This window comes from Chryseobacterium scophthalmum, assembly GCF_900143185.1.
Classification (GTDB): Bacteria; Bacteroidota; Bacteroidia; order Flavobacteriales; family Weeksellaceae; genus Chryseobacterium; species Chryseobacterium scophthalmum.
Genome location: NZ_FSRQ01000002.1, coordinates 1 through 20,857, shown reverse-complemented (window position 1 = coordinate 20,857; position 20,857 = coordinate 1). Strand labels below are relative to the sequence as shown.

General features: G+C 33.4%; 16 protein-coding genes. 15 read left to right on the top strand and 1 reads right to left on the bottom strand.

Annotation, left to right across the window (positions count from 1 at the left end; genetic code table 11):
- Positions 1-157 precede the first annotated feature (157 nt).
- On the top strand, positions 158-2,734 hold the full coding sequence (gene topA, locus BUR17_RS10205; protein ID WP_074230295.1) for a type I DNA topoisomerase: 2,577 nt from the start codon (positions 158-160) through the stop codon (positions 2,732-2,734).
- 143 nt (positions 2,735-2,877) lie between these two features.
- Here topA and BUR17_RS10200 read toward each other — a convergent pair whose 3' ends face one another.
- Positions 2,878-3,558 (bottom strand): hypothetical protein, encoded by a 681-nt coding sequence (locus BUR17_RS10200; protein WP_143747565.1) that lies wholly within the window; start codon positions 3,556-3,558, stop codon positions 2,878-2,880.
- A gap of 270 nt (positions 3,559-3,828) precedes the next feature.
- Here BUR17_RS10200 and BUR17_RS10195 point away from each other — a divergent pair, with 270 nt between their 5' ends.
- The 14 genes from BUR17_RS10195 (at position 3,829) to BUR17_RS10130 (ending at position 19,403) form a co-directional block, all read left to right on the top strand.
- A complete protein-coding gene (locus BUR17_RS10195) occupies positions 3,829-4,917 on the top strand; it encodes a glycoside hydrolase family protein (protein ID WP_074230293.1) in 1,089 nt (362 codons plus the stop codon).
- Between the two features lie 151 nt (positions 4,918-5,068).
- Complete coding sequence (locus BUR17_RS10190) at positions 5,069-6,139, top strand: formimidoylglutamase (RefSeq protein WP_074230292.1); 1,071 nt, start codon at positions 5,069-5,071, stop codon at positions 6,137-6,139.
- Positions 6,140-6,142: 3 nt separating this feature from the next.
- Positions 6,143-7,144, top strand: coding sequence for a glycosyltransferase (locus BUR17_RS10185; protein WP_074230291.1), 1,002 nt, complete (start codon positions 6,143-6,145; stop codon positions 7,142-7,144).
- A 100-nt stretch (positions 7,145-7,244) separates the two neighbouring features.
- Entirely contained in the window at positions 7,245-8,375 is a 1,131-nt protein-coding gene (locus BUR17_RS10180; protein WP_074230290.1) for a glycosyltransferase family 4 protein, read from the top strand.
- 30 nt (positions 8,376-8,405) lie between these two features.
- Positions 8,406-9,248, top strand: a complete 843-nt coding sequence (locus tag BUR17_RS10175; protein ID WP_074230289.1) for a polysaccharide biosynthesis/export family protein — start codon at positions 8,406-8,408, stop codon at positions 9,246-9,248.
- Positions 9,249-9,251: 3 nt separating this feature from the next.
- On the top strand, positions 9,252-11,750 hold the full coding sequence (locus BUR17_RS10170; RefSeq protein WP_074230288.1) for an exopolysaccharide transport family protein: 2,499 nt from the start codon (positions 9,252-9,254) through the stop codon (positions 11,748-11,750).
- A 201-nt stretch (positions 11,751-11,951) separates the two neighbouring features.
- A complete protein-coding gene (gene porG / locus BUR17_RS10165; RefSeq protein ID WP_074230287.1) occupies positions 11,952-12,845 on the top strand; it encodes a type IX secretion system protein PorG in 894 nt (297 codons plus the stop codon).
- 6 nt (positions 12,846-12,851) lie between these two features.
- Entirely contained in the window at positions 12,852-13,601 is a 750-nt protein-coding gene (uppS, locus tag BUR17_RS10160) for a polyprenyl diphosphate synthase (RefSeq protein ID WP_074230286.1), read from the top strand.
- A 28-nt stretch (positions 13,602-13,629) separates the two neighbouring features.
- Positions 13,630-16,170, top strand: a complete 2,541-nt coding sequence (gene bamA, locus BUR17_RS10155) for an outer membrane protein assembly factor BamA (RefSeq protein ID WP_074230285.1) — start codon at positions 13,630-13,632, stop codon at positions 16,168-16,170.
- Positions 16,171-16,174: 4 nt separating this feature from the next.
- Positions 16,175-16,723, top strand: a complete 549-nt coding sequence (locus BUR17_RS10150; protein ID WP_074230284.1) for an OmpH family outer membrane protein — start codon at positions 16,175-16,177, stop codon at positions 16,721-16,723.
- A 73-nt stretch (positions 16,724-16,796) separates the two neighbouring features.
- Positions 16,797-17,300 (top strand): OmpH family outer membrane protein, encoded by a 504-nt coding sequence (locus BUR17_RS10145; protein WP_074230283.1) that lies wholly within the window; start codon positions 16,797-16,799, stop codon positions 17,298-17,300.
- Positions 17,301-17,370: 70 nt separating this feature from the next.
- Positions 17,371-17,856, top strand: coding sequence for an acyl-CoA thioesterase (locus tag BUR17_RS10140; protein WP_074230282.1), 486 nt, complete (start codon positions 17,371-17,373; stop codon positions 17,854-17,856).
- A gap of 10 nt (positions 17,857-17,866) precedes the next feature.
- Positions 17,867-18,727, top strand: coding sequence for a dTDP-4-dehydrorhamnose reductase (gene rfbD, locus BUR17_RS10135; RefSeq protein WP_074231149.1), 861 nt, complete (start codon positions 17,867-17,869; stop codon positions 18,725-18,727).
- Between the two features lies 1 nt (position 18,728).
- A complete protein-coding gene (locus BUR17_RS10130) occupies positions 18,729-19,403 on the top strand; it encodes a hypothetical protein (protein ID WP_074230281.1) in 675 nt (224 codons plus the stop codon).
- Positions 19,404-20,857: the final 1,454 nt, after the last annotated feature.

The following is a 20,857-nucleotide window of genomic DNA, read 5'->3' as shown; positions in this document are numbered from 1 at the left end:
ATTACCTTTTTTTATTTGGTAATCGATTGGGGAATGGCTTTTTACTTTCAAAAAAAATATCTAAAAAACCTTGATTTGAGCCATTTCAAGGGGTAAATAAAATCATTTAGCAAAACTCATCTAATAAAAAAGCTTTACTTTTGCAAAAATTTTCAATATGTCGAAAAATTTAGTAATCGTTGAGTCCCCCGCAAAAGCAAAAACTATTCAGAAATATTTAGGAAAGGATTTCGAGGTAAAATCCAGTTTCGGACACATCCGGGATCTTCCTAAAAAAGGAATGGGGATTGACTTGGAGACCTTCAGCCCAGATTACGAAGTTTCTGCCGACAAAAAGAAATTGGTAACAGAATTAAAGTCTGCCGTAAAGAAAGCCGAAATGGTTTGGCTAGCTTCCGATGAAGACCGTGAAGGAGAAGCTATTGCTTGGCATTTGGCAGATGAATTAAAACTGAAACCCGAAAACAGAAAAAGAATTGTTTTCCACGAGATTACTAAAAATGCGATTCTTAAAGCAATTGAAAACCCAAGAGATATTGATCAAAACTTAGTAAACGCTCAACAGGCGAGAAGAGTTTTAGACAGAATTGTAGGTTTTGAAATGTCTCCGGTACTTTGGAAAAAAGTAAAACCAGGTCTTTCTGCAGGAAGAGTACAGTCGGTTGCTGTACGATTGGTGGTTGAAAGAGAAAAAGAAATCCGTGAGTTTACTCCAAAAGCAAGCTTCAAACTAGACGGAATTTTCTTAAATAAAGCAATGCAGGAAATCGCTGCTAAGCTTAAAAAAGATTTCGAAAAAGAAGAAGAAGCTGAAAAATTCTTAGAACTTGCAAAAACAGTTGAGTTTAAAGTTTTAAATGTAGAAACAAAACCGGGAAGCCGTTCTGCATCTGCACCGTTTACAACTTCTACACTTCAGCAGGAAGCCTCTTCAAGATTAGGTTATAATGTGACCAACACGATGCGTCTTGCACAAAGACTTTACGAAGAAGGATTCATTACCTATATGAGAACCGACTCGGTAAACCTTTCTCAGGAAGCAATAGAAGGCGCAAAAAATCAAATTATATCAGAATACGGAGCAGAATATTCTTCTCCGAGAAATTATACTACAAAATCTTCATCGGCTCAGGAAGCTCACGAAGCGATCCGTCCGACAGATTTTTCTGTGAAATCAATTGCAGATGTGCAGTTAAGCAAATTGTACCAGTTGATTTACAGAAGAACATTGGCTTCACAGATGGCAAATGCTAAAATTGAGAAAACGGTTATCGAAATTGGTAATGCCAAACTTCCACAGCATTTTGAAGCTCAAGGTGAAGTTATTATTTTTGACGGTTTCCTTAAAGCATACGGAATTGTAAAAACAGAAGATGATGATGAGGAAAACAACGAAAAGTTGTTGCCAAAAGTAACCGTTGGTGAAGTTTTAAGCTATAAAAAAATTACGGCACAGGAAAAGTTTACAAGACCGAGTGCAAGATATACAGAAGCCGGATTGGTAAGAAAACTGGAAGAATTGGGAATTGGTCGTCCATCGACTTATGCTCCAACCATTCAGACGATTCAGAACCGTGAATATGTTGATAAAAGAGAAATTGAGCCACAGATAAGAGAGGTTGTGAAAATCTCTTTAACAAATGATAAAATCAAAAAAGAAGTTCTTGACGAAAAATTTGGAGGCGACAAAAATAAATTTGTTCCTACTGACATAGGAGAAGTTGTGAATGATTTCTTAACGAATAATTTCAGTGAAATTCTAGACTTCGGGTTTACTGCAAGAGTAGAAGAAAGTTTTGACGAAATTGCAAGTGGTTCCCAAAAGTGGAAAGAAATGATGATCGATTTCTACTCAAAGTTCCATCCAAGAATTGCCGATGTAGAAGAAAATGCAGACCGTGCGAATGGTGAAAGATTATTAGGTGTAGATCCGAAAACCGGTAAAAATGTTCATGCAAGAATCGGAAGATTTGGAGCCATGATTCAAATTGGAGAGCAGGATGATGAAGAAAAACCAATTTTCGCATCATTATTGGCCGGACAAAATATTGCGACTATCAACCTGGAAGATGCTTTGGAGCTATTCAAATTGCCTTTTGAATTAAATAGTTTTGAAGATCAGACCGTATCAGTCGGAGTCGGAAGATTTGGTCCTTATGTAAAATGGGGTGAAACTTACATCAGTATTCCTAAAGGTGAAGATCCTCTTTCTATAGATCAAAAACGTGCGGAAGAAATCATTGCTGAAAAGAAATTAGCCGATGCACCCATTGCGTCATACAAAGGTGAGCCGATTACAAAAGGAACAGGGAGATTTGGTCCTTTCATTAAGTATAAAAGTATTTTTATCAACGTTCCGAAGAAATATAACTTCGAAAACCTTTCTCAAAGCGACATCAACGAATTGGTAGAAGCCAAACTGGAAAAAGAAGCTAACCGTTACATCCAACAGTGGGAAGCTGAAAAAATCTCAATTGAAAATGCGAGATGGGGTCCTATCGTAAAACATGGAAAGAATATTTATAAAATTCCTAAAAAGAAAGACGATACCAAGTATGAAGCAGACGAGCTGAAAGACGTTTCTATCGATGAGGTTAAAAAATGGATTACCGACCAAGATCCTAAAGCTTTTGCAGAGAAAAAGAAACCTGCGGCGAAGAAAGCGGCTACGACTAAGAAGACAACGACAACAGCGAAAAAGCCTGCGGCTAAGAAACCGGCAGCGAAGAAATAAAATAGTTTATATTTAAATAGAAAGCACAGATTTTTTGGTCTGTGCTTTTTTGCTCTCCGAAGTCTCCTGACTTCGGAGTTTATTTGTTTATTGTGCAAAGTCGGGAGACTTTGCGTAGCGGATACTCGCACCAACTGGGGAAATTAGGAAGTTGACACTAACATAGCATCTTCTATTTCCCAATAATTATCATGCAATATTAATTTAAATACAGCATTTCTACCGTAATAATCTTTTTTTATACGATGGTCAACAAAAACTAATGCTCTTTTTTTTGAAGTATCGAATACAATCTCTGAAAAATAGACAACACCTATCTCACATTCATTTGTATGTTTATCATACTCTGCCAGATCTAGAACTTTTGTGGTACACAAATTAAATTGATTTGCTTTTATAGAACTTCGTATGCTTAAATTTTTAATATCTGGATTATTAGAAAAGTCTTTAAAAGAATCCTTCGTTCTGATTATGCGTCTTAAATAAACCTCGGTATTATCTGTCCCGAAATATGTATTTTTACTTTTAGTAGAATCTATATACAAATTGCAAAATTTTTCAGGATGATTAAAAATTTCGTTGTGCGCTTTTGTCTTCTCTTCGATATATAAATCATCATCATGAACTCTTAAACTATCAAAATATCTTTTTTCACCTAAATAATCTTCTCTAAAAAAATAAGGTATCAACTGATCTGTTAAATCATTATATAGTTTTACATTAGTATCGGTAGATTGACTTACACATTTTTTCATTTCCTCCTTACAATTCGTAATTAATAAAGAGGATAATAAAATCATAAACATTTTAGTTTTAAAATTCATACTGTTAGGAGTTTTGGATTAATAACATCATCTTTTAGGATTTAAAAGCAAATATCTTTTGGTTTGTTATAACAATCTTTTATTTAAAATTACAAAATTTCATCAAATAAAATCCAACGGATTGAAAATCAGCGACGTCGAATTGCTTGTAAGTTTTCTATTAGAAACAAAAAAATCATCATCAAACCATTTCCATTATAAGAAAACCCGAAAGTGCAGGATGCTCTGCACAATCAATCCCATTACCTTGGCTGTAGCGAATTTTATGATATGGAACAGCCCAAAAACTTTTCACGCAAAGAATTTTTACAAATCTCAGGATTGGGGATGGCGGCTGTATTTTTGGGTTCGTCATTTACTAAAGCATTTGATTTTTCCGACAAACCTTATTTTAAACTAAAACCGATCGGTCGTTCATTAGAACTCGAAGGATATTATATTTGGTGCTCGTCTCCGATTTGGGGTGAAGATGGAAAAGTACATCTCTTTTATTCTCGATGGAAAAAAGAAAAAGGAATGGGAGGTTGGCTCAATGGCTCTGAAATTTGTCGAGCGGAAGCCAATTCTCCATTCGATAAATTTGAGCATAAAGAGGTTGTTCTTAGTCCAAGAGGTGGCGAATTTTGGGATGCAACAACTTGTCATAATCCTCTGATAAAAAAGGTTGATGATCTTTATTTTCTGTTCTTTATGGGAAATTCCAACGGGAAAACCAATACCAAAAGAATAGGATTGGCTACTTCGAAAAGTTTGAGTGGAGAATGGAACAGACCGGATGAACCTTTGCTTCTTCCCGGAAAAGAAGGTTCTTGGGACGATCATTGTACTACAAATCCGGCTTTTGTAAAAGGAAATGACGGAAAATATTGGCTGTTTTACAAATCTTGGAATACTAAAGAATACGAAACTCAGAAAGGAACCGTTCGAGGTAACCGAAAATACGGATTGGCAAAAGCAGATTCTCCAATCGGACCTTACGCAAAGGTTTCTGAAAATCCAGTGATTGATTTTTCAAACTTACCCAACAATGCTCAGCTTGAAGACGCTTTTATCTGGAAAGAAAACGGTAAGTTCCATATGATCGCTCGTGATATGGGATTTTTTAACCACGAATATGGTTTGCATTTAACGACAAAAAACGGAATGAAATGGACAAAACCTGAAATAGCTTATCTCAATATGCAGTCTTATACTCAGGAAGCTAATCCACCAAAACATTTAAAACGATTTGGAAGGTTAGAGCGTCCAATGATTTTGATGAGCAAAGACGGGAAAAAACCGCAGTTCTTATTTGGAACAACACAAGGTGGTGCGTTTGAAACCTCTACGACTTTTGTGTTTGAGATTTTAAACAGTTAGGCTTAAACTACACTGTTTTGAAAACCTTGTCAAAGTTTTGAACTTTGACAAGGTTGATCACAAGAATATTTTTCGTTCTGAAATATAATTTCAAAACTCTACAGACTCATTTAATTTTAATATTTTTGAGCTTTAATAAGTATTTGAGAATATGGATTTTGAAGATTTTATCATTTCACCAAGAAATTTCAGAACAGAAAACTGGCAGATTGGCAATAAGATTACAAAGGAAATAAAAGAAGACAGCATTGTACTTTTGTTTGTTTCTGATTACAGAGGAGCAAATGGTGATGCTGAAGTTCAGGATTTTACGGCAGTAAGAAGAGAGTTTTACAAACTTTCGCAACTGGATTTTGAAATTCCGATAGTTGATCTTGGAGATTTGGTTTCAGGAAAATCGGTGGAAGATTCTCATTATATTTTACAGGAAGTTTTGTCGGCATGTCATTATAAAAGAGCTATTCCGGTGATTATTGGCGGTTCTAATGATTTTGCATTCTCATTATTTTCAGGGTTACATTTTCATCAGAAAAATATTGATTATACTCAAATCAGTAATATTATTTCTCTGAAACAAGGTGAAAATATTAATGAACATACTTTTTTAAGTAAAATTTTAGGTTCGAAAAACTTCTCTATCAAAAATTATCATCATTTAGGATATCAAAAACATTTGAACGAGCAGGATTCTGTAAAGCTCATCAAAGAAGTGGAGTTTGATATTGTACGTTTAGCAGAAATGATGAATTCTACAGAAAAAACCGAACCTTTTTTCAGAAAAGCAGATCTGGTAACGGTAAATTGTGATGCCATTGAAAGCTTCAGTGATGCATTTTCGATGAATCCGCAGGTAAATGGTTTAAACCGAAGAGAAATCTGTGCTTACATGAAAGAAATCGGCTTAAGCGAAAACTTGAAATCTGTAGGAATTTTTAATTACAATATTTATTCTGAGAACCAGCTCAATCATCAGCTTTTGGCACAAATGCTTTGGTATCTGATTGAAGGAATCAACATTCAGCAGTCGCATCCTAAAGAAAGACATTACGAAATGTTTTATGTTTTGATTGAAGACAGACAATATGCTTTCAAGCGCGATACCTTCAGTAATCTTTGGTATTTTGGAGATGATGAAAATATTGAAAACTGTATTCCGTGCTCAAGAAAAGATTTTGATGAAGCTAAAAAAGGTTGGCTGAGCTCAAGATTTACAAAAATCTAAACGATGGAAAATCCGAATCCAAAAGTTTCTGTGATTGTTCCTGTTTACAACGTTGAACATTATTTGGCTAAATGCCTCGATTCTTTGGTGAACCAAAGTCTGCAGAATATTGAGATTATCGTTGTAAATGATGGAAGTAAAGACGGTTCGGGAAATATTATTAAGCAATATTCAGAAAAGTATTCGGATAAAATAAAATCTTTTACCAAAGAAAATGGAGGTTTAAGTGATGCAAGAAACTTTGGGATTGATCAAGCAACGGGAGATTATTTGGGGTTTGTAGACAGTGATGATTATGTTTCTGGAACAATGTTTGAAGACATGTTGAATCTGGCTGAAAAAAACGATGCCGAAATGGTGATCTGCAATATTCAGAAAGTAGACGAGGATGGAAATGTAACGCAAAAGTTGCCCCAGATTCCTAATATGCCTAAGAAAATTGTTTTGGAAAAACATTTTTCTGTTTTTTCTGATTTAAGTTATTTTGCCTGCAATAAATTATTCAAAAGAGAGTTATTTATTGATAAAAGATTTAAAAAAGGAGTTCATTTTGAAGATATTCAGCTGATTCCTCAGCTTTTGCTGGAATGTAAAATATTGGCGCAAACGCAAAATTTTCATTATCAATATCTTGAAAGAGCAGATTCTATCTCGAAAACCCATAACGAAAGAGGTCTGGATATTTTGAAAGCAGTGGAAGATGTGGAAGAAGTTTTTAAAAATTCAAAATATTCTTCAAAAATAAAAGAATTGCAGGGGTTTCAGATTTTAGAAGGGATATATACCTTTTTGGCTTATTTGGCCTTTGTTAAAAACGAAACTCAATTCTACAAAATGGCTCAAGAGCTTAAGGATTTTGTAGAAAAAAGAGATGTTAAAATGAAAGATATATTGTGTTACAGTCGTTTTGGTAGGAATTATCTTTTATCTTTACCCCTGAAAAAAAAAATATTCTATCTGCTTTTTTTTACAGGACAAAAAAAAATGATACGAAAACTCATATAAACACAAATGAAATTTTCGGGATATTGAAATGATTTTTTAAGTGCAATCTTTTAAAAATTATTTAATACTTACCGAAAACTAGAAGCTCAAAAAGCAGTTGATGAAAAATTTTGAATTATTCTTAAATGAAACAGGAATTTCTATTTTTTACATAAAAGTAGGGTTTGGTTTCTTGTCTTCTTTTCTGATTACGTTTTTTTCTATTCCCACAATCATTAAAATTTCAAAACGTAAAAACCTGATGGATGAGCCCGGTGTAAGGAGCTCTCATCTCAGGAAAATTCCTAATTTGGGAGGCATCGCGATGTTTTACTCCATAGGAATCTGTACTTCAATTTTTGCGTATGAAATTTTCGATTTGTATAAATTTCTTTTTGCTTCGCTCATTATCTTGCTCTATGTAGGAATAATGGATGATATTGTTGTGATGCGTGCTTACAAGAAGCTGGTAGCGCAGATTGTGGTATCGGCATTCATCGTCATTGGCTCGGATGTGAGAATCAGAAATTTATTTGGAATTTTTGGTATTTACGAAATTCATTATTTGGTAAGTGTCATTTTTACAATTATCACTTTTATTATTCTCATTAATGCTTTTAATCTTATAGATGGAATTGACGGTCTTGCAGGTGGATATTCTCTTATTTGCAGCGCTCTTTTTGGAATCAGTTACTATCGTTTAGGAGAATATAATTATCCTTTGGTTATTTTATCCGTTGTTTTAATTGGTTCTGTATTGGCATTTTTATATTATAATTTATCAAATTTACGGGCGACAAAAATATTTATGGGTGATACAGGTTCTATGCTTTTAGGATTTTTATTGGCGTTTACATGTATCTGTTTTATAGATATTTTTATAGATAAAAATATTGTGAGTGTTCCCAGATATCATTTGGAATCAGCTCCTGTAGTGGCCGTTGCTATTCTTATTCTTCCAATTGTTGATACATTAAATGTTATTATTGTAAGACTTTGGAATAAAAAATCACCTTTTGAAGCAGATAAAAACCATATTCATCATAAACTTCTTCAGCTTGATCTCACTCATCGAAGGGCTAGTTTTTACATTATATGCTATTATTTGTTTATTGTAACAATTACCTATTGTTTCAGGCATACTAATGTGAATCTATTATTGTTGATCATTCTGTGTTTAGGTTTTTTAGGGGCTTATATTCCGGATATTATTTTACTCTTGCGGAATAATAAACTAAAAACTAATAATTAAATTCTATTTTTGCAAACTACATTTATTACGATGAAAATTTATAAGTACTTCCCATTTTTAGTTTTACCTTTTTTGTTGATGTCTTGTATCACAACAAAAGATGTAAAATATATGCAGCCAAGTGAAAGCCTTGTTATCAATGAAGAGGGTTTAATTCCCTACAATATTCCTGTTTACAGGGTTACCAAAAACGATATGTTGACTTTGAATATTGTAACAACTCCTAAAGGTGATGCAGCCCAGTTTTATTCTTCTTTAAATGCTCAAGCGGCAGGAAATGGAATTTCATTTAGTGGAGGGGGCGCTGGAAACGGAATAGGAGGCAATGCAATGATATATTTTAATGGCTTAAAAGTTGATTCTAAAGGCGATATCTTGATTTTCGGTATAGGGTATGTAAAAGCGGAAGGAAGAACGATTGAAGAGATTACTTTGGATATTCAGGAAAAAGTAAACGAAAATTTTCAAGAAGGAAAATCTGAAGTAAGGCTCAACACAGATGGTATCACTTATTACGTCTTAGGTGATATTGAAACGACCGGAATTACTGGGGAGAAAAAGGTTCATAAAAATACATTGACTTTAACAGAAGCAATTTCTATTAATGGTGGATTAAACAGAACGGTTGATCGTAAAAATATTGTAGTCTACAGGAAATTGCCAGAAGGAATTAAAAAAGCGAAGATTGACCTTACAAGAGAAGACGTGATGAATTCTCCTTATTATTATGTGCAAAACGGAGACGAGATTTTCCTTACTACACAGAGAAGAGCTCTTAACGGTTTTGGAAAAGACCCGATACAAACACTTATAAGTGGTGTTTCTGTGATTACAACGGCATTGTCAATTTATCTACTTATTAAAAACCTTTAATGTATGATTCCAGGAAAAGAAGCTTTAGTAAGTAAAAGTGAACCGCAAAAAGAAAAATACGGATCATTTGCCTTATTTGATATAGAACATTTTTTAAGAAGAATCCTAAGAAATTGGTATTGGTTTGTACTGATGTTGTCTATTGGATATGGTGTGTCTTGGTTTTATGGTAAATACTATGCGCAGAATATCTATGCATCAGATTTAAAATTAAGTATTTCAAACAATACAGCCAGTTATTTTACACCAAGTCAGTCGATTAATTTTATTTGGGGGCAAAATGGGAATCAGGACGGTATTTATTTGAAAAAAATGTTGCTGTCTAGATCGCATAACGAATTTTTGGTGAAAGAATTAGGGCTTTTTGTAAATTATAGCACCAAAGGAGTCGTTAAATCTACTTATTTAGACAAAAATGATTCTCCGGTATTTTTGGAGGTAGACCGAAAGCACTTACAGCAGGTAAACTATCCTATTACTTTAACACCTAAAGGTAATGGCTCTTATCAGGTAAATCTGCCGGAAGAAGGCCAGTCGTCTTATTTATACTCTTATGACTTTGAAGGATTTCAGAGTATTGAAAATTTTGCAAGACCTGCCGACAAAACTATTAAAGTTAATGAGTGGTACACAACTCCTAATCTTAGATTCAGATTGGTTCCCAATCCCGTGCCACCAGCTATAAATTTCGAAAATATTATTGTAAATCTTTCTACGGTAAATGATGCAGTAAATGGAATTGTTTCTACTGTTGGTGTTGATTTTGACAAAGAAATTAATACCATTATGATTATCACTAAAACCGGTTTTAATCTAAATGGAACAGTTAATTTTCTTAATAAATCTGTGGCTGAACTTCAGAAGAAAAGATTTAATGATAAGATAAAAGTGGATCAGAATACGGAGCAGTATTTGAAAAGTAGTTTAACTGATATTAGAAAAAAGTTAGATTCAAGTGCAGCGTATGTTAATTATCTTAAGGTTTCAGAAGAATTATATGATATTACAAACAGAGACGAAAAATCTTTACAAAAAATAAAAGATCTCGAAACAAAAAAAGCGGACATACTTAGTAAAATGAATTCCTTGAATAATATCAGGAATTCTGTAGAATCTCAAGGTTTCGATAAGATGATTAGTCCTTCTGCGGCAGGTTTTGATGATGGACTTTTTACAGCATCTGTTTCTGAGCTAAAAGCTCTTTATCTTAAAAAAAGAGAATTATCATCAATTTATACTCCTAATTCAGAACCAATTAAGGAAATAAACCGATTAATAAGTGAAGCAAAAGCCAATTCTTCAGGGTCTCTTAGAAATGTTCAAAACATATATACTTCAGAACTTAACAAAATTGACCGACAAATAGCAGAAACAAGCACAGATCTTACAACATACCCTGAAAAGCAAAGAAAATTTCTTGATGCAGAAAGAGGATATAATATGATTGAGGCGACTTATAACAGTTTGCTCGGTAGACAGAATGAAAGTCAAATGAGATTGGCAACTAATCAGTCTGATATTACTGTAATTGACCCTGCTAAAAACCTTGGACAAGGACCTATTGGACCTAATGTAAAAGGAACAAAAATGACAATTTTAGCTGGATTCCTTGCTTTTCCGTTTGCTTTAATTCTTTTGGGAAGTCTTTTTGATAGTAAAGTTAGAAATATCAAAGAATTGGTTAGTGCAACCAAAATTCCATTATTAGGTGTAATTGGGAATAATAACAATGAAAGTATGCTTACTGTTCTTAATACTCCAAAATCTTCGGTTGCAGAAGCTTTCAGAGGTGTTAGAGCGAATGTGAGGTTTTTGTCAGGAGAAGACAATAATAGTAAAGTTATTTTGGTGACTTCATCAGTTGGAGGAGAAGGAAAAACGTATGTTTCAATAAATCTGGCATCGGTTTTAGGTTTAAGCGACAAGAAAACTATCTTATTGGGAATGGACTTGCGAAAACCAAAAATTTTTGGAGATTTTGATATTGATAATAAACTTGGGATTTCAAATTATCTTACCGGAGAAACATCAATAGATCAGATTATTAACAAAACCAAAATTCCTAATCTTGATGTAGCGACTTCAGGCCCCATTCCCCCAAATCCGTCTGAGTTGTTAATGAGCGAAAGAAATATGAAGTTTATAGAAGAACTGAGAACAATGTATGATTTTATTATTATAGATTCGCCGCCAGTAGGGCTTGTTGCAGATTCATATGAATTAATGAAGCATTCTGATGCTAATTTATATGTTGTGCGCCACGAGTATACCGAAAAGTACATGCTTAAAATGATTACTGAAAAGTATCACAATAACGAGATTAAGCACTTAGGATTTGTTTATAATGATTACATAACCAAGCAAGGTTACGGCTATGGTTATGGTTACGGCTATGGTTACGGCTATGGTTACGGGTACTTTGACGAAGATAAAAACTATACGGAGCCTATATTAATTAAAATTAGAAATAAAGTAAGAGCTTATTTTGATAGAAATAAATAAAACATTCAGATGAAATTTACAAACTATAAATTTCATCTGAACTATTAAAAAAAGAATAAATTTGTTACTTTGCCGTTTACTTTATAACAAATTATATTTTTTTGTTTATTTTTAACTAAACATTAAGATTATCATTAATATAAAAATGTTTTATATTTGCAAAAATTAATTTTTAAAATAACCATAAATCCATATTCTTTTATGAATAAAAAATTATTGTTTAGCTTCCTTACCCTCTTAGGAACTGTGGTAAGTTTAAAAGCACAAAGAAATGAATTGGGAATTCGCTTAGGGATGAGTAATCTTGTTGGCGACATCGGAAAAACCAATTACATTTTACAGCAACCTTTGGATTTGGATAGAGCCTCAGAATGGGGTGTTCCGTTTTATGGTGGTATTTTATATAGATTTAATTTTAATCCGCATCAGACTGTTAGATTAGACTTAGGTTATAATCAGGTGCAGTTTAGCGATAAGGCAGCAAAAGAAGAATACAGAAGAAACAGAAACTCGTACGGTAAAAATAATGTTTATGAAGCTAGTTTAATGTTTGAATACAACTTCTTCCCTGTAAATAATGAGCAGTTGAGCATGTTGAGTCCTTATATTTTTGGGGGAATTGGAGGTTTAATGTTTGACGCTCCAAAAGCAACTTTAACTCATGATTTCAGAAGGAATGCGGATGGTGTGGCGCAAGCTCCAATCAATGAAACAGATTTTGTAACTACTACAGAATACTCTATGGGTAAAAAAACAGTTGCACAAATTCCTTTCGGAGTTGGTTTAAAATATAAGTTCAATCATGGATGGGCTATTTTTGCTGAAGCTACTTTCAGATATGCTTTAACTGATCAGCTTGATCATAGCAAGATTCTTGCAAAAGATGTGATTAGTAATTATAATGCAGATATTCTGAGTCCTACAACTGGAGGTTCTTTACTGCAAACAGGAAATTATTATAATGTTTCTAAAGAAAGAGAAGCAACTTATATAAACAACAGAACGGTAGGTGATCCAAAATCTAAAGATTGGATGAATACTTTCAGTTTAGGATTGACCTATTCTTTTGGTAGACCACCATGTTATTGTGATTAAGAAATTATGTCGTTGATAAAGAAACAAATAAATTCTGAGAATTTACCGAAACACGTAGCCATCATTATGGATGGCAATGGAAGATGGGCTAAATCTCGTGGTGAAGAAAGAACTTTTGGTCATAAGAATGCCATTAATGCCGTAAGAAATGCTATTAATGCATGTAATGAGATTCATATCCCTTATCTTACACTCTATACATTTTCTTCAGAAAATTGGAATAGACCTTCAGATGAAGTAAACACTTTAATGAGTTTGCTTGCTGAAACGCTTTTACTAGAAGCTGAAGAGATTTTTACTAAGGGTTTAAGAATGCACGTTATTGGTAACTTAGATAAATTGCCAGTTATGGTAAAAGATCAGTTGCTTAGTGTAGTTGATCTTACAAAAGAAAACACAAAAGGAAATTTAGTATTAGCGATAAGCTACGGCTCACAAAGTGAAATACTAAATGCTGTAAAAAATATAAGCTCCGATGTAAAAGAAGGAAAAGTAGAAGTGGAGAATATTGATGAAAAATTATTTGAAAACTATCTTTATACAAAAGATTTTCCACCGGTGGATCTACTTATCAGAACAAGTGGTGAAATAAGGATAAGCAATTTTCTGCTTTGGCAGATTGCTTATGCAGAACTTCAGTTTCTTAATGTTCTGTGGCCAGACTTTACAAAAGATATTTTCTTCCAATGTATTGTTGATTATCAAAATAAGGAAAGAAGATATGGTCTCACAGGCGACCAAATTCAAATTCAGTAAATTTTAAGAAAAGAAAGATTACGATAAAATGAAGTTTAGACTATTACCCATCATTATGTTTGCTGCTTCTGCACATTTTTATGGACAGGTAACTCCACAAGACAGTACAAAGGTTGATACTACCTCTGCTGTTCTTGCAGAAAATCAAACAGGAACTTACACGCTGAAGGACATTGTTGTTGATGGAGTAAAAAAATACACACCAGCTCAGATCTTTAGATTTACAGGTCTATCAAAAGGCGAAATTGTAGATATTCCGGGGCAAAAGGTAAGTAATGCTATCAAAAAACTTTGGGATTCTCAATCTTTCTCTGAAGTGGAAGTTTATGTAGAAAGCATTGAAGGACAAACCGTTGTTCTTAGATTTTATCTGCAGGATTTAAAAGATCTTGGAGAAGTGAAATTTACAGGTAAAGGAATCGGTAAGTCTAAAAATGAAAAATTAGCAAAAGATAATAACTTAAAGCCGGGAACTAAGATTACTCAAAATCTTGTTTCTAGTCTTAAAACAAATATTCCTAAAGACTATATTAAAAAAGGTTTTGCTGATGCTAAAATCACGATTCAGGACAAGGTAAACGCAAGTGATCCTAACCTTGTTGACTGGACAATTAATGTAGACAAAGGGAAAAGAATTAAAATCAGTCACATCGAGTTCGAAGGAAATGAAAATGTAACTGATGCAAAACTTAGAAAAAAAGCTTTCAAAGAAACCAAACAAAAGAGATTTGGTATCGGTGGTATTTTGAAGTCTTCAAAATTTGTTGAAGAAAAATACCAGGAAGACAAACAAAGCTTAATTAATTATTACAATTCATTAGGATACAGAGATGCTGCAATTGTTTCTGATTCTGTATGGAGGAATAAAAAGAATAACTACGAAATCAATGTTAAATTGAAAGAAGGTAAAAAATATTACATTGGTGATATTACTTTTACCGGAAATACAGTTTTTGCTACAGAATATCTTCAAAGAATTTTAGGATATAAGAAAGGAGATATTTATGATGCAGTAGGTTTCAACAAAAAAGTAGGGGAAGACGGAGGAAAAGAAGATGATTCTGATATCAAATCAAATTACATGAATAACGGTTATCTTTTCTCAAACGTTACTCCTGTAGAAAAATCGGTTAATGGTGATGCTATTAATCTTGAAATCAGAATTGTTGAAGGTGAACAGGCAAGCTGGAATAAAGTAACTTGGTCTGGTAACACAACAACTCATGACCATGTGATTTTGAGAGCGTTAAGAACGAAACCTGGCGAATTGTTTAAGAAAACAGAAATCAAAAGAACGTTTTTTGATTTAGCGTCAATGTCATTCTTTGATCCTCAACAAATCGGTCAGGATATTCAACCAAATCAACAAGATAATACAGTTGATATCGGTTGGAAATTAGTAGAAAAAGGTTCTTCTCAGGTCCAGTTGCAAGCTGGTTACGGAGGTAACAGTTTCATCGGAACTTTAGGACTTACTTTCAATAACTTTTCATTGAGAAATTTCCTGAAATTTAAAGATTTCAGACCTGTACCTCAAGGTGATGGTCAGACTTTATCTATTCAGGCTCAAGCAGGACAGTACTTCCAGAATTACGGAGTTTCATTTACAGAACCTTGGTTGTTTGGTACAAAACCAACAGCTCTTTCGGTAAGTTTAAATAATTCGAGAGTTAATTATAGCCAAGTTACTGGTCCGGATCAGAGATTAAATATTTTCTCAGCTACTGTGGGTTTAAATAGATATTTGAGATGGCCGGATGATTATTTCTCTTTATACACTGGGATTCAATTCCAAAAATATAACTTCAGCAATTATCCTTTTGAGTTTGGAGATACCACAGAATTGTATGGTAATGCAAACAACTTAAGTTTAAATGTTGGGTTAAGCAGAAACTCTGCAGGTATCGATCCTATTTTCCCTACAGTGGGTTCAAATATTGAATTGTCAGGTAAATTTACTCCACCATATTCATTGTTCAGTAATAAAAATTACTCTACAATGACACCTACAGAAAAGTATAAGTGGATGGAATTTTATAAGATAAAGTTTAAAGCTGATGTTTACAATGAAGTTATTGGGAAATTAGTTTTAAGATCTTCTGCCGAAATGGGCTTCATGGATGGTTACAACAAAGAATTGGGAGCACCGCCATTTGAAAGATTCTATGTGGGTGGAACCGGTCTTTTTGGAGGTAGATTTGATGGTAGAGAATTAATTCCGTTAAGAGGTTATGAAAATGCTTCTACGTACGGTGGTCAGGCTGAAGACATTACTCAAAGAGGTGGAGGTACTATTTACAACAGATTTACGTTAGAACTAAGATATCCGATTTCATTAAATCAAACAGCTAAAATTTATGCACTTACATTTGCAGAAGGAGGTAATGTTTGGAACAAGTGGGGAGACTACAATCCATTCCAGCTTAAAAGATCAGTTGGTGTAGGGGTAAGAGTTTATATGGGAGCATTTGGTTTAATAGGATTTGATTTCGCTTACGGATTTGATAAAACAATCAGTGGTGATGTTTCTGGAAGTAGAACACACTTCTTAATGAACCAATCTTTATAATAGTATGAAAAATTTTAAAACTCTTTTCACTTTAGCGGTAATTTTGCTTTTTGGATTTAGCAATGCTCAGAAAATAGGAGTCATTGATACCCAATATATTTTGGATAAAATGCCTCAATATAAGGAAGCTGAAGCAAGGCTTAATGCTCAGATTGATACTTGGGAACAAGAAATTAAAAACATTCAATCACAATATGAGCAAAAAAAATCCGCTTTTGAGAGTGAAAAAGTTTTATTAATTGGTGATCAGCTTAAGCTTAGAGAAAAAGAGGTCTTAGACTTAGAAAAAAGTATTCAGACGACATTAAGTTTAAGATTTGGTAAAACCGGCGAGATCAATCAGCTTCGTGCTAATTTGGTAGAGCCTTTTCAAGATCAGATTTATACCGCTCTCCGTACTGTTATTGCAAAAAACGGATTAGGTATAGTTTTTGATAAAAATAGAGACAATGTTCTTTCTTATGAACCAAGATATGATTATACAGATAAAGTATTGGCTGTATTATTAAAAGGAACCGAGAAAGAAAAAGAAAAGAAAACAAATAAAAAATAGTAAAAGTTTCACCAGAACTTAACTTTTACTTAAATTTAAAATCTAAAAACAAATTAATTATTTATTACCCGTTATGAAAAAATTAAGTGTATTATTTGGAGCAGTAATGATGTTTGTCTCTGTTGGGATGGCAAAAGCTCAAAAAATTGCTACTCTAGACTTAGTAAGCGTACTTAATGCAATGCCTGAAAAGAAAAAAGCAGATACAGATCTTAAAGCTTTCCTTGATGTAAAAGAAGCTGAGATCAAAAAGAAGACTGATATTATGCAAACGAAATATGCTTTGTATACTAAAGAAGCTCCTACAAAATCTGAAGCTGAAAACAAAGCTAGACAAGAGGAAATGCAGAAGTTACAGACTGAAGCTCAACAAATGAGTGAAAGAGCACAAAAAGATCTTGCTGAAAAAGAAAAATTAGCTTACGCTCCTATCGAAAAGAAAGTAATGGATGCTGTAAACAAAGTAGCAAAAGCAAATAGCTATGATTATGTAATGGATACAAACTCTACAGGTCTTATCTATAAAGGAGGTCCTGATGCTACTGCAGCTGTTAAAAAAGAATTAGGTCTTCAATAATTTTCTGAAATTAACAAAGATTTATAAAAACTACCACTTCATTTCGAAGTGGTTTTTTTATTTTTGCGCTATGGAAAAAGAAGTCTCAACGACCGTAAAAGTAAGATTCAGTGATTGTGATCCGATTGGACATTTAAATAATGTGAAATATCTCGATTACATGTTCAATGCCAGAGAAGATCATGTAGAAACTTTCTATGGCTTTACTTACGAAGAATATACTAAAAAAACCGGCTGTACCTGGATTGCGATTCAAAATGAAATTGCTTATCTTAAAGAAGTAAAATACAATACTCAGGTTGTTATCAGCAGTAAAACGATCGAGATAGGAGACCGAATTTCTAAAGTAGAAATTCTAATGAAAAGTCTTGATGAAAAAACAATTCATGCCGTGCTTTGGGTTACGGTAATTTATTTTAATATAAAAACAAGGCGTTCTGATATTCATCCGGAAGAAATTATGCAGACTTTTGGAAATTTTTATGTTGACTTAGAACAGAAAGACTTTCAGTCGAGAGTAAAGTTTTTAAGATCACAAAATGCAAAAAATTCATAAAACCAATTCAATGAAAAAAATACTTGTAGTAGGAAGTAACGGTCAGTTAGGAAACTGCATCAGAAAAATTGCTCCCGATTTTGAAACTCATTATGAATTTATTTTTACAGATTCTCAATCTTTAGATATTACAGACGAAGACCAGATTAATGATTTCTTTTATGATCAAAAACCAGACTTCTGCATCAATGCTTCAGCATATACTGCGGTAGATCTTGCAGAAAAAGAAAAGGAAAAAGCATTTGCTGTAAACACAGATGGAGTAGGGAATCTTGCAAAAGCATGTGCTGATTATAAAACGGTCTTCATTCACGTTTCAACCGATTATGTATTTGATGGTGAAACCAATTTAGATTATTCGGAAGACGATTTTACAAATCCTATCGGAGTTTATGGTGAATCTAAACTGAAAGGGGAAGAGCTGGCTTTAGAAAATAATCCTAAGACCATTATTTTAAGAACTTCTTGGCTGTATTCAGAGTTCAACAAGAACTTTGTGAAAACAATGCTCAACTTATTTTCGCAAAAAGATGAGTTAGGAATTGTTGCTGATCAATTTGGGCAACCAACCAATGCTAATGATTTGGCAGAAGCGATTATGAGTATTATAGAAAACCCGAACAAAACTTTTGGTGTTTTCCATTTTTCGAATTATCCGGAAACAACGTGGTTTGAGTTTGCAAAAAAAATTGCTGAATTCTCCAAATCATCAGTAAAGCTTAATGCATTAACGACAGAGCAGTATCCAACCCCGGCAAAAAGACCGAAAAGAAGCACAATGTGTCTCGATAAAATTGAAAAGATTTACAAGATTGAGCCGAAACATTGGGAAAACAGTTTAGAAGATTGTGTAAATATACTTTCAAATTAAAATGAAAAATATAATCACTCTTATTTTTGCTTTTTCCTTTACATTATTTAGTGCTCAAGATGTTTATTTGTCTAAAGTGGCAAAGGTCAACGATAACACGGATAAAATTTTTATAAAAATTAGTAAAGAGACACCTGCGGAATACCTTGGTCAGATTGATGTTCAGGGATTCTCTTCTGATGACGAGAAAGTTTTCTCTAAAATTTATAAAAAAGCAAAAGAAATTGGCGCGAATGCTTTCGCTTACGAGCCTTTTGAAACAGTTGATGAGATTGAGCAACCTTTTAATCCTGCCAACTACAGAATTAAACTTTTTTATATCACAAAAGAAGAACTTTCTAGAAATTCACAACAGCTTTATTTGTTTTCTTCCTCAGAAAAGACTCAGACAATTAGTGTAAATAAAAAAAATTATGTGCTTGAACCAAGATCCTACCTCTCACTAACAACTGTTCGTGGAGATGTTTATACAATTTCGACGAAAAAGTTCCTCGGATCGGCAATTAAGATCTCCAATACAGATGGTGTTCCTCAATATTTTCAAGTCTCTGCACTTAAAGTCAGTTCAAATAAATCTGGTGATGCCGGAATAAATTTGAAATCTGGAGATATAATAGGAGTTGATAGATCATACGGAGATTTTCTTAGAATGATCTACACAGAAAATAAGCAATAAAATTTTTTACATACATATACCTCTGAAACTTTCGGAGGTATTTTTTTGAAAAATAATAGAAGCATATTTTCAACTCTCTTATTCTCTTACCCTCCCACTTTTTTCAGTAGCCTAATCCGGCTTTCACTACTCGCTTTTTTGCGCCCTGCTTTTTCTTTGTAGCAAAAAGAGCTCAAACAAGCCGTTCAATCCGGGCTATTTTAGCAATTGTTCCATTTGGTGGATAACACCCAATATCGTTAAAAGCAAAAATATCTAAAAACCACATCGTGGTGCCCGGTTAATAGAGTATTATAAAAGTACAGGATTAAGCTCCATAGGAGCGATCTGTAAAATGATAGTAGATTATTATATAAAGAAAAGGTGTTTACCAAAATGTTCAGTTATGGGTCATTAAAGGATTTTTTCAAAAAACTTCTTATTGTTTAATCATTAGAAAACCAATCCATTTTATTTTGTACATAAAATCATATATAATAATAAATATAGCGCTCCTACGGAGCGCCACCTTTGTAGCAAGGCATATGAATTTAGAATCAAAGCTCCATCGGAGCGACACCTAAAACACAAATCCTCCAAAAAGCAAATCACAGACAGAACAATATATAAAAGCAAAATCCTGCACTCCTAAGGAACGTGTTCTTTTATAATATATAAAAGAATATTTTTTCACGTTTGAATCCTTTATTTTTCCATTAGTCTTTCTTTGCTAAGTGAAACGCCTTTGTTTATCTTATATAAGGATACAACTGAAAACTCTTAGTCTGCCTTTGCGATAAGATGCTTCTCTCTATATTTTATCATAGATATTTCCCTCTGGAAACCCTTTCTTTCTACTTTGCTGCGCTCCGAGAATCCCAGAACTTAAGCCTTTCCCACAATCTTCATTCCCAAACGTTCCAACGCTATTGCTCCGCAACTCTCCGACACACCCCATAATCTGCGACCAGCCACCGATGCCCTAAGTCCCAACCCGTGCTACCTAGCCCTCAAAATTTTGAATCATTAAACCAGCTAGTTACCATGGAATATTGATTAAATATGAATTTTATGTTAAATAAATTAGGATTGTGTGGTAATAAAGTACTACTTTTGCCCCACTGAAAAACGAGAGTTGTTCGGTAGCGCAGAAGAGCTTTGAATAAGGCGAAAACGATAAGACTAATGTTATCTACGGATAGATAAGAATCTTAAAAAAACTTTTAAATTTTTTGAAATAAAAATTTGTGAGAAATAAAAAGATTAGTATCTTTGCAGTCCGGTAAAACGGGAAGCGGAGTAGAATAAATCAAGTGCTAGGAAATAAGGATTTAGGGTTATCAAAAAACTTTAAAATTTCTTTCAAAAACATTTGGTCAATTAGAAATAAAGTTTTACTTTTGCACACGCAAATCGGTACTGAAAACGACAGAAAATGTAGGTATCGTAAAAAGCGAGAGAGAAGAGATCATTGA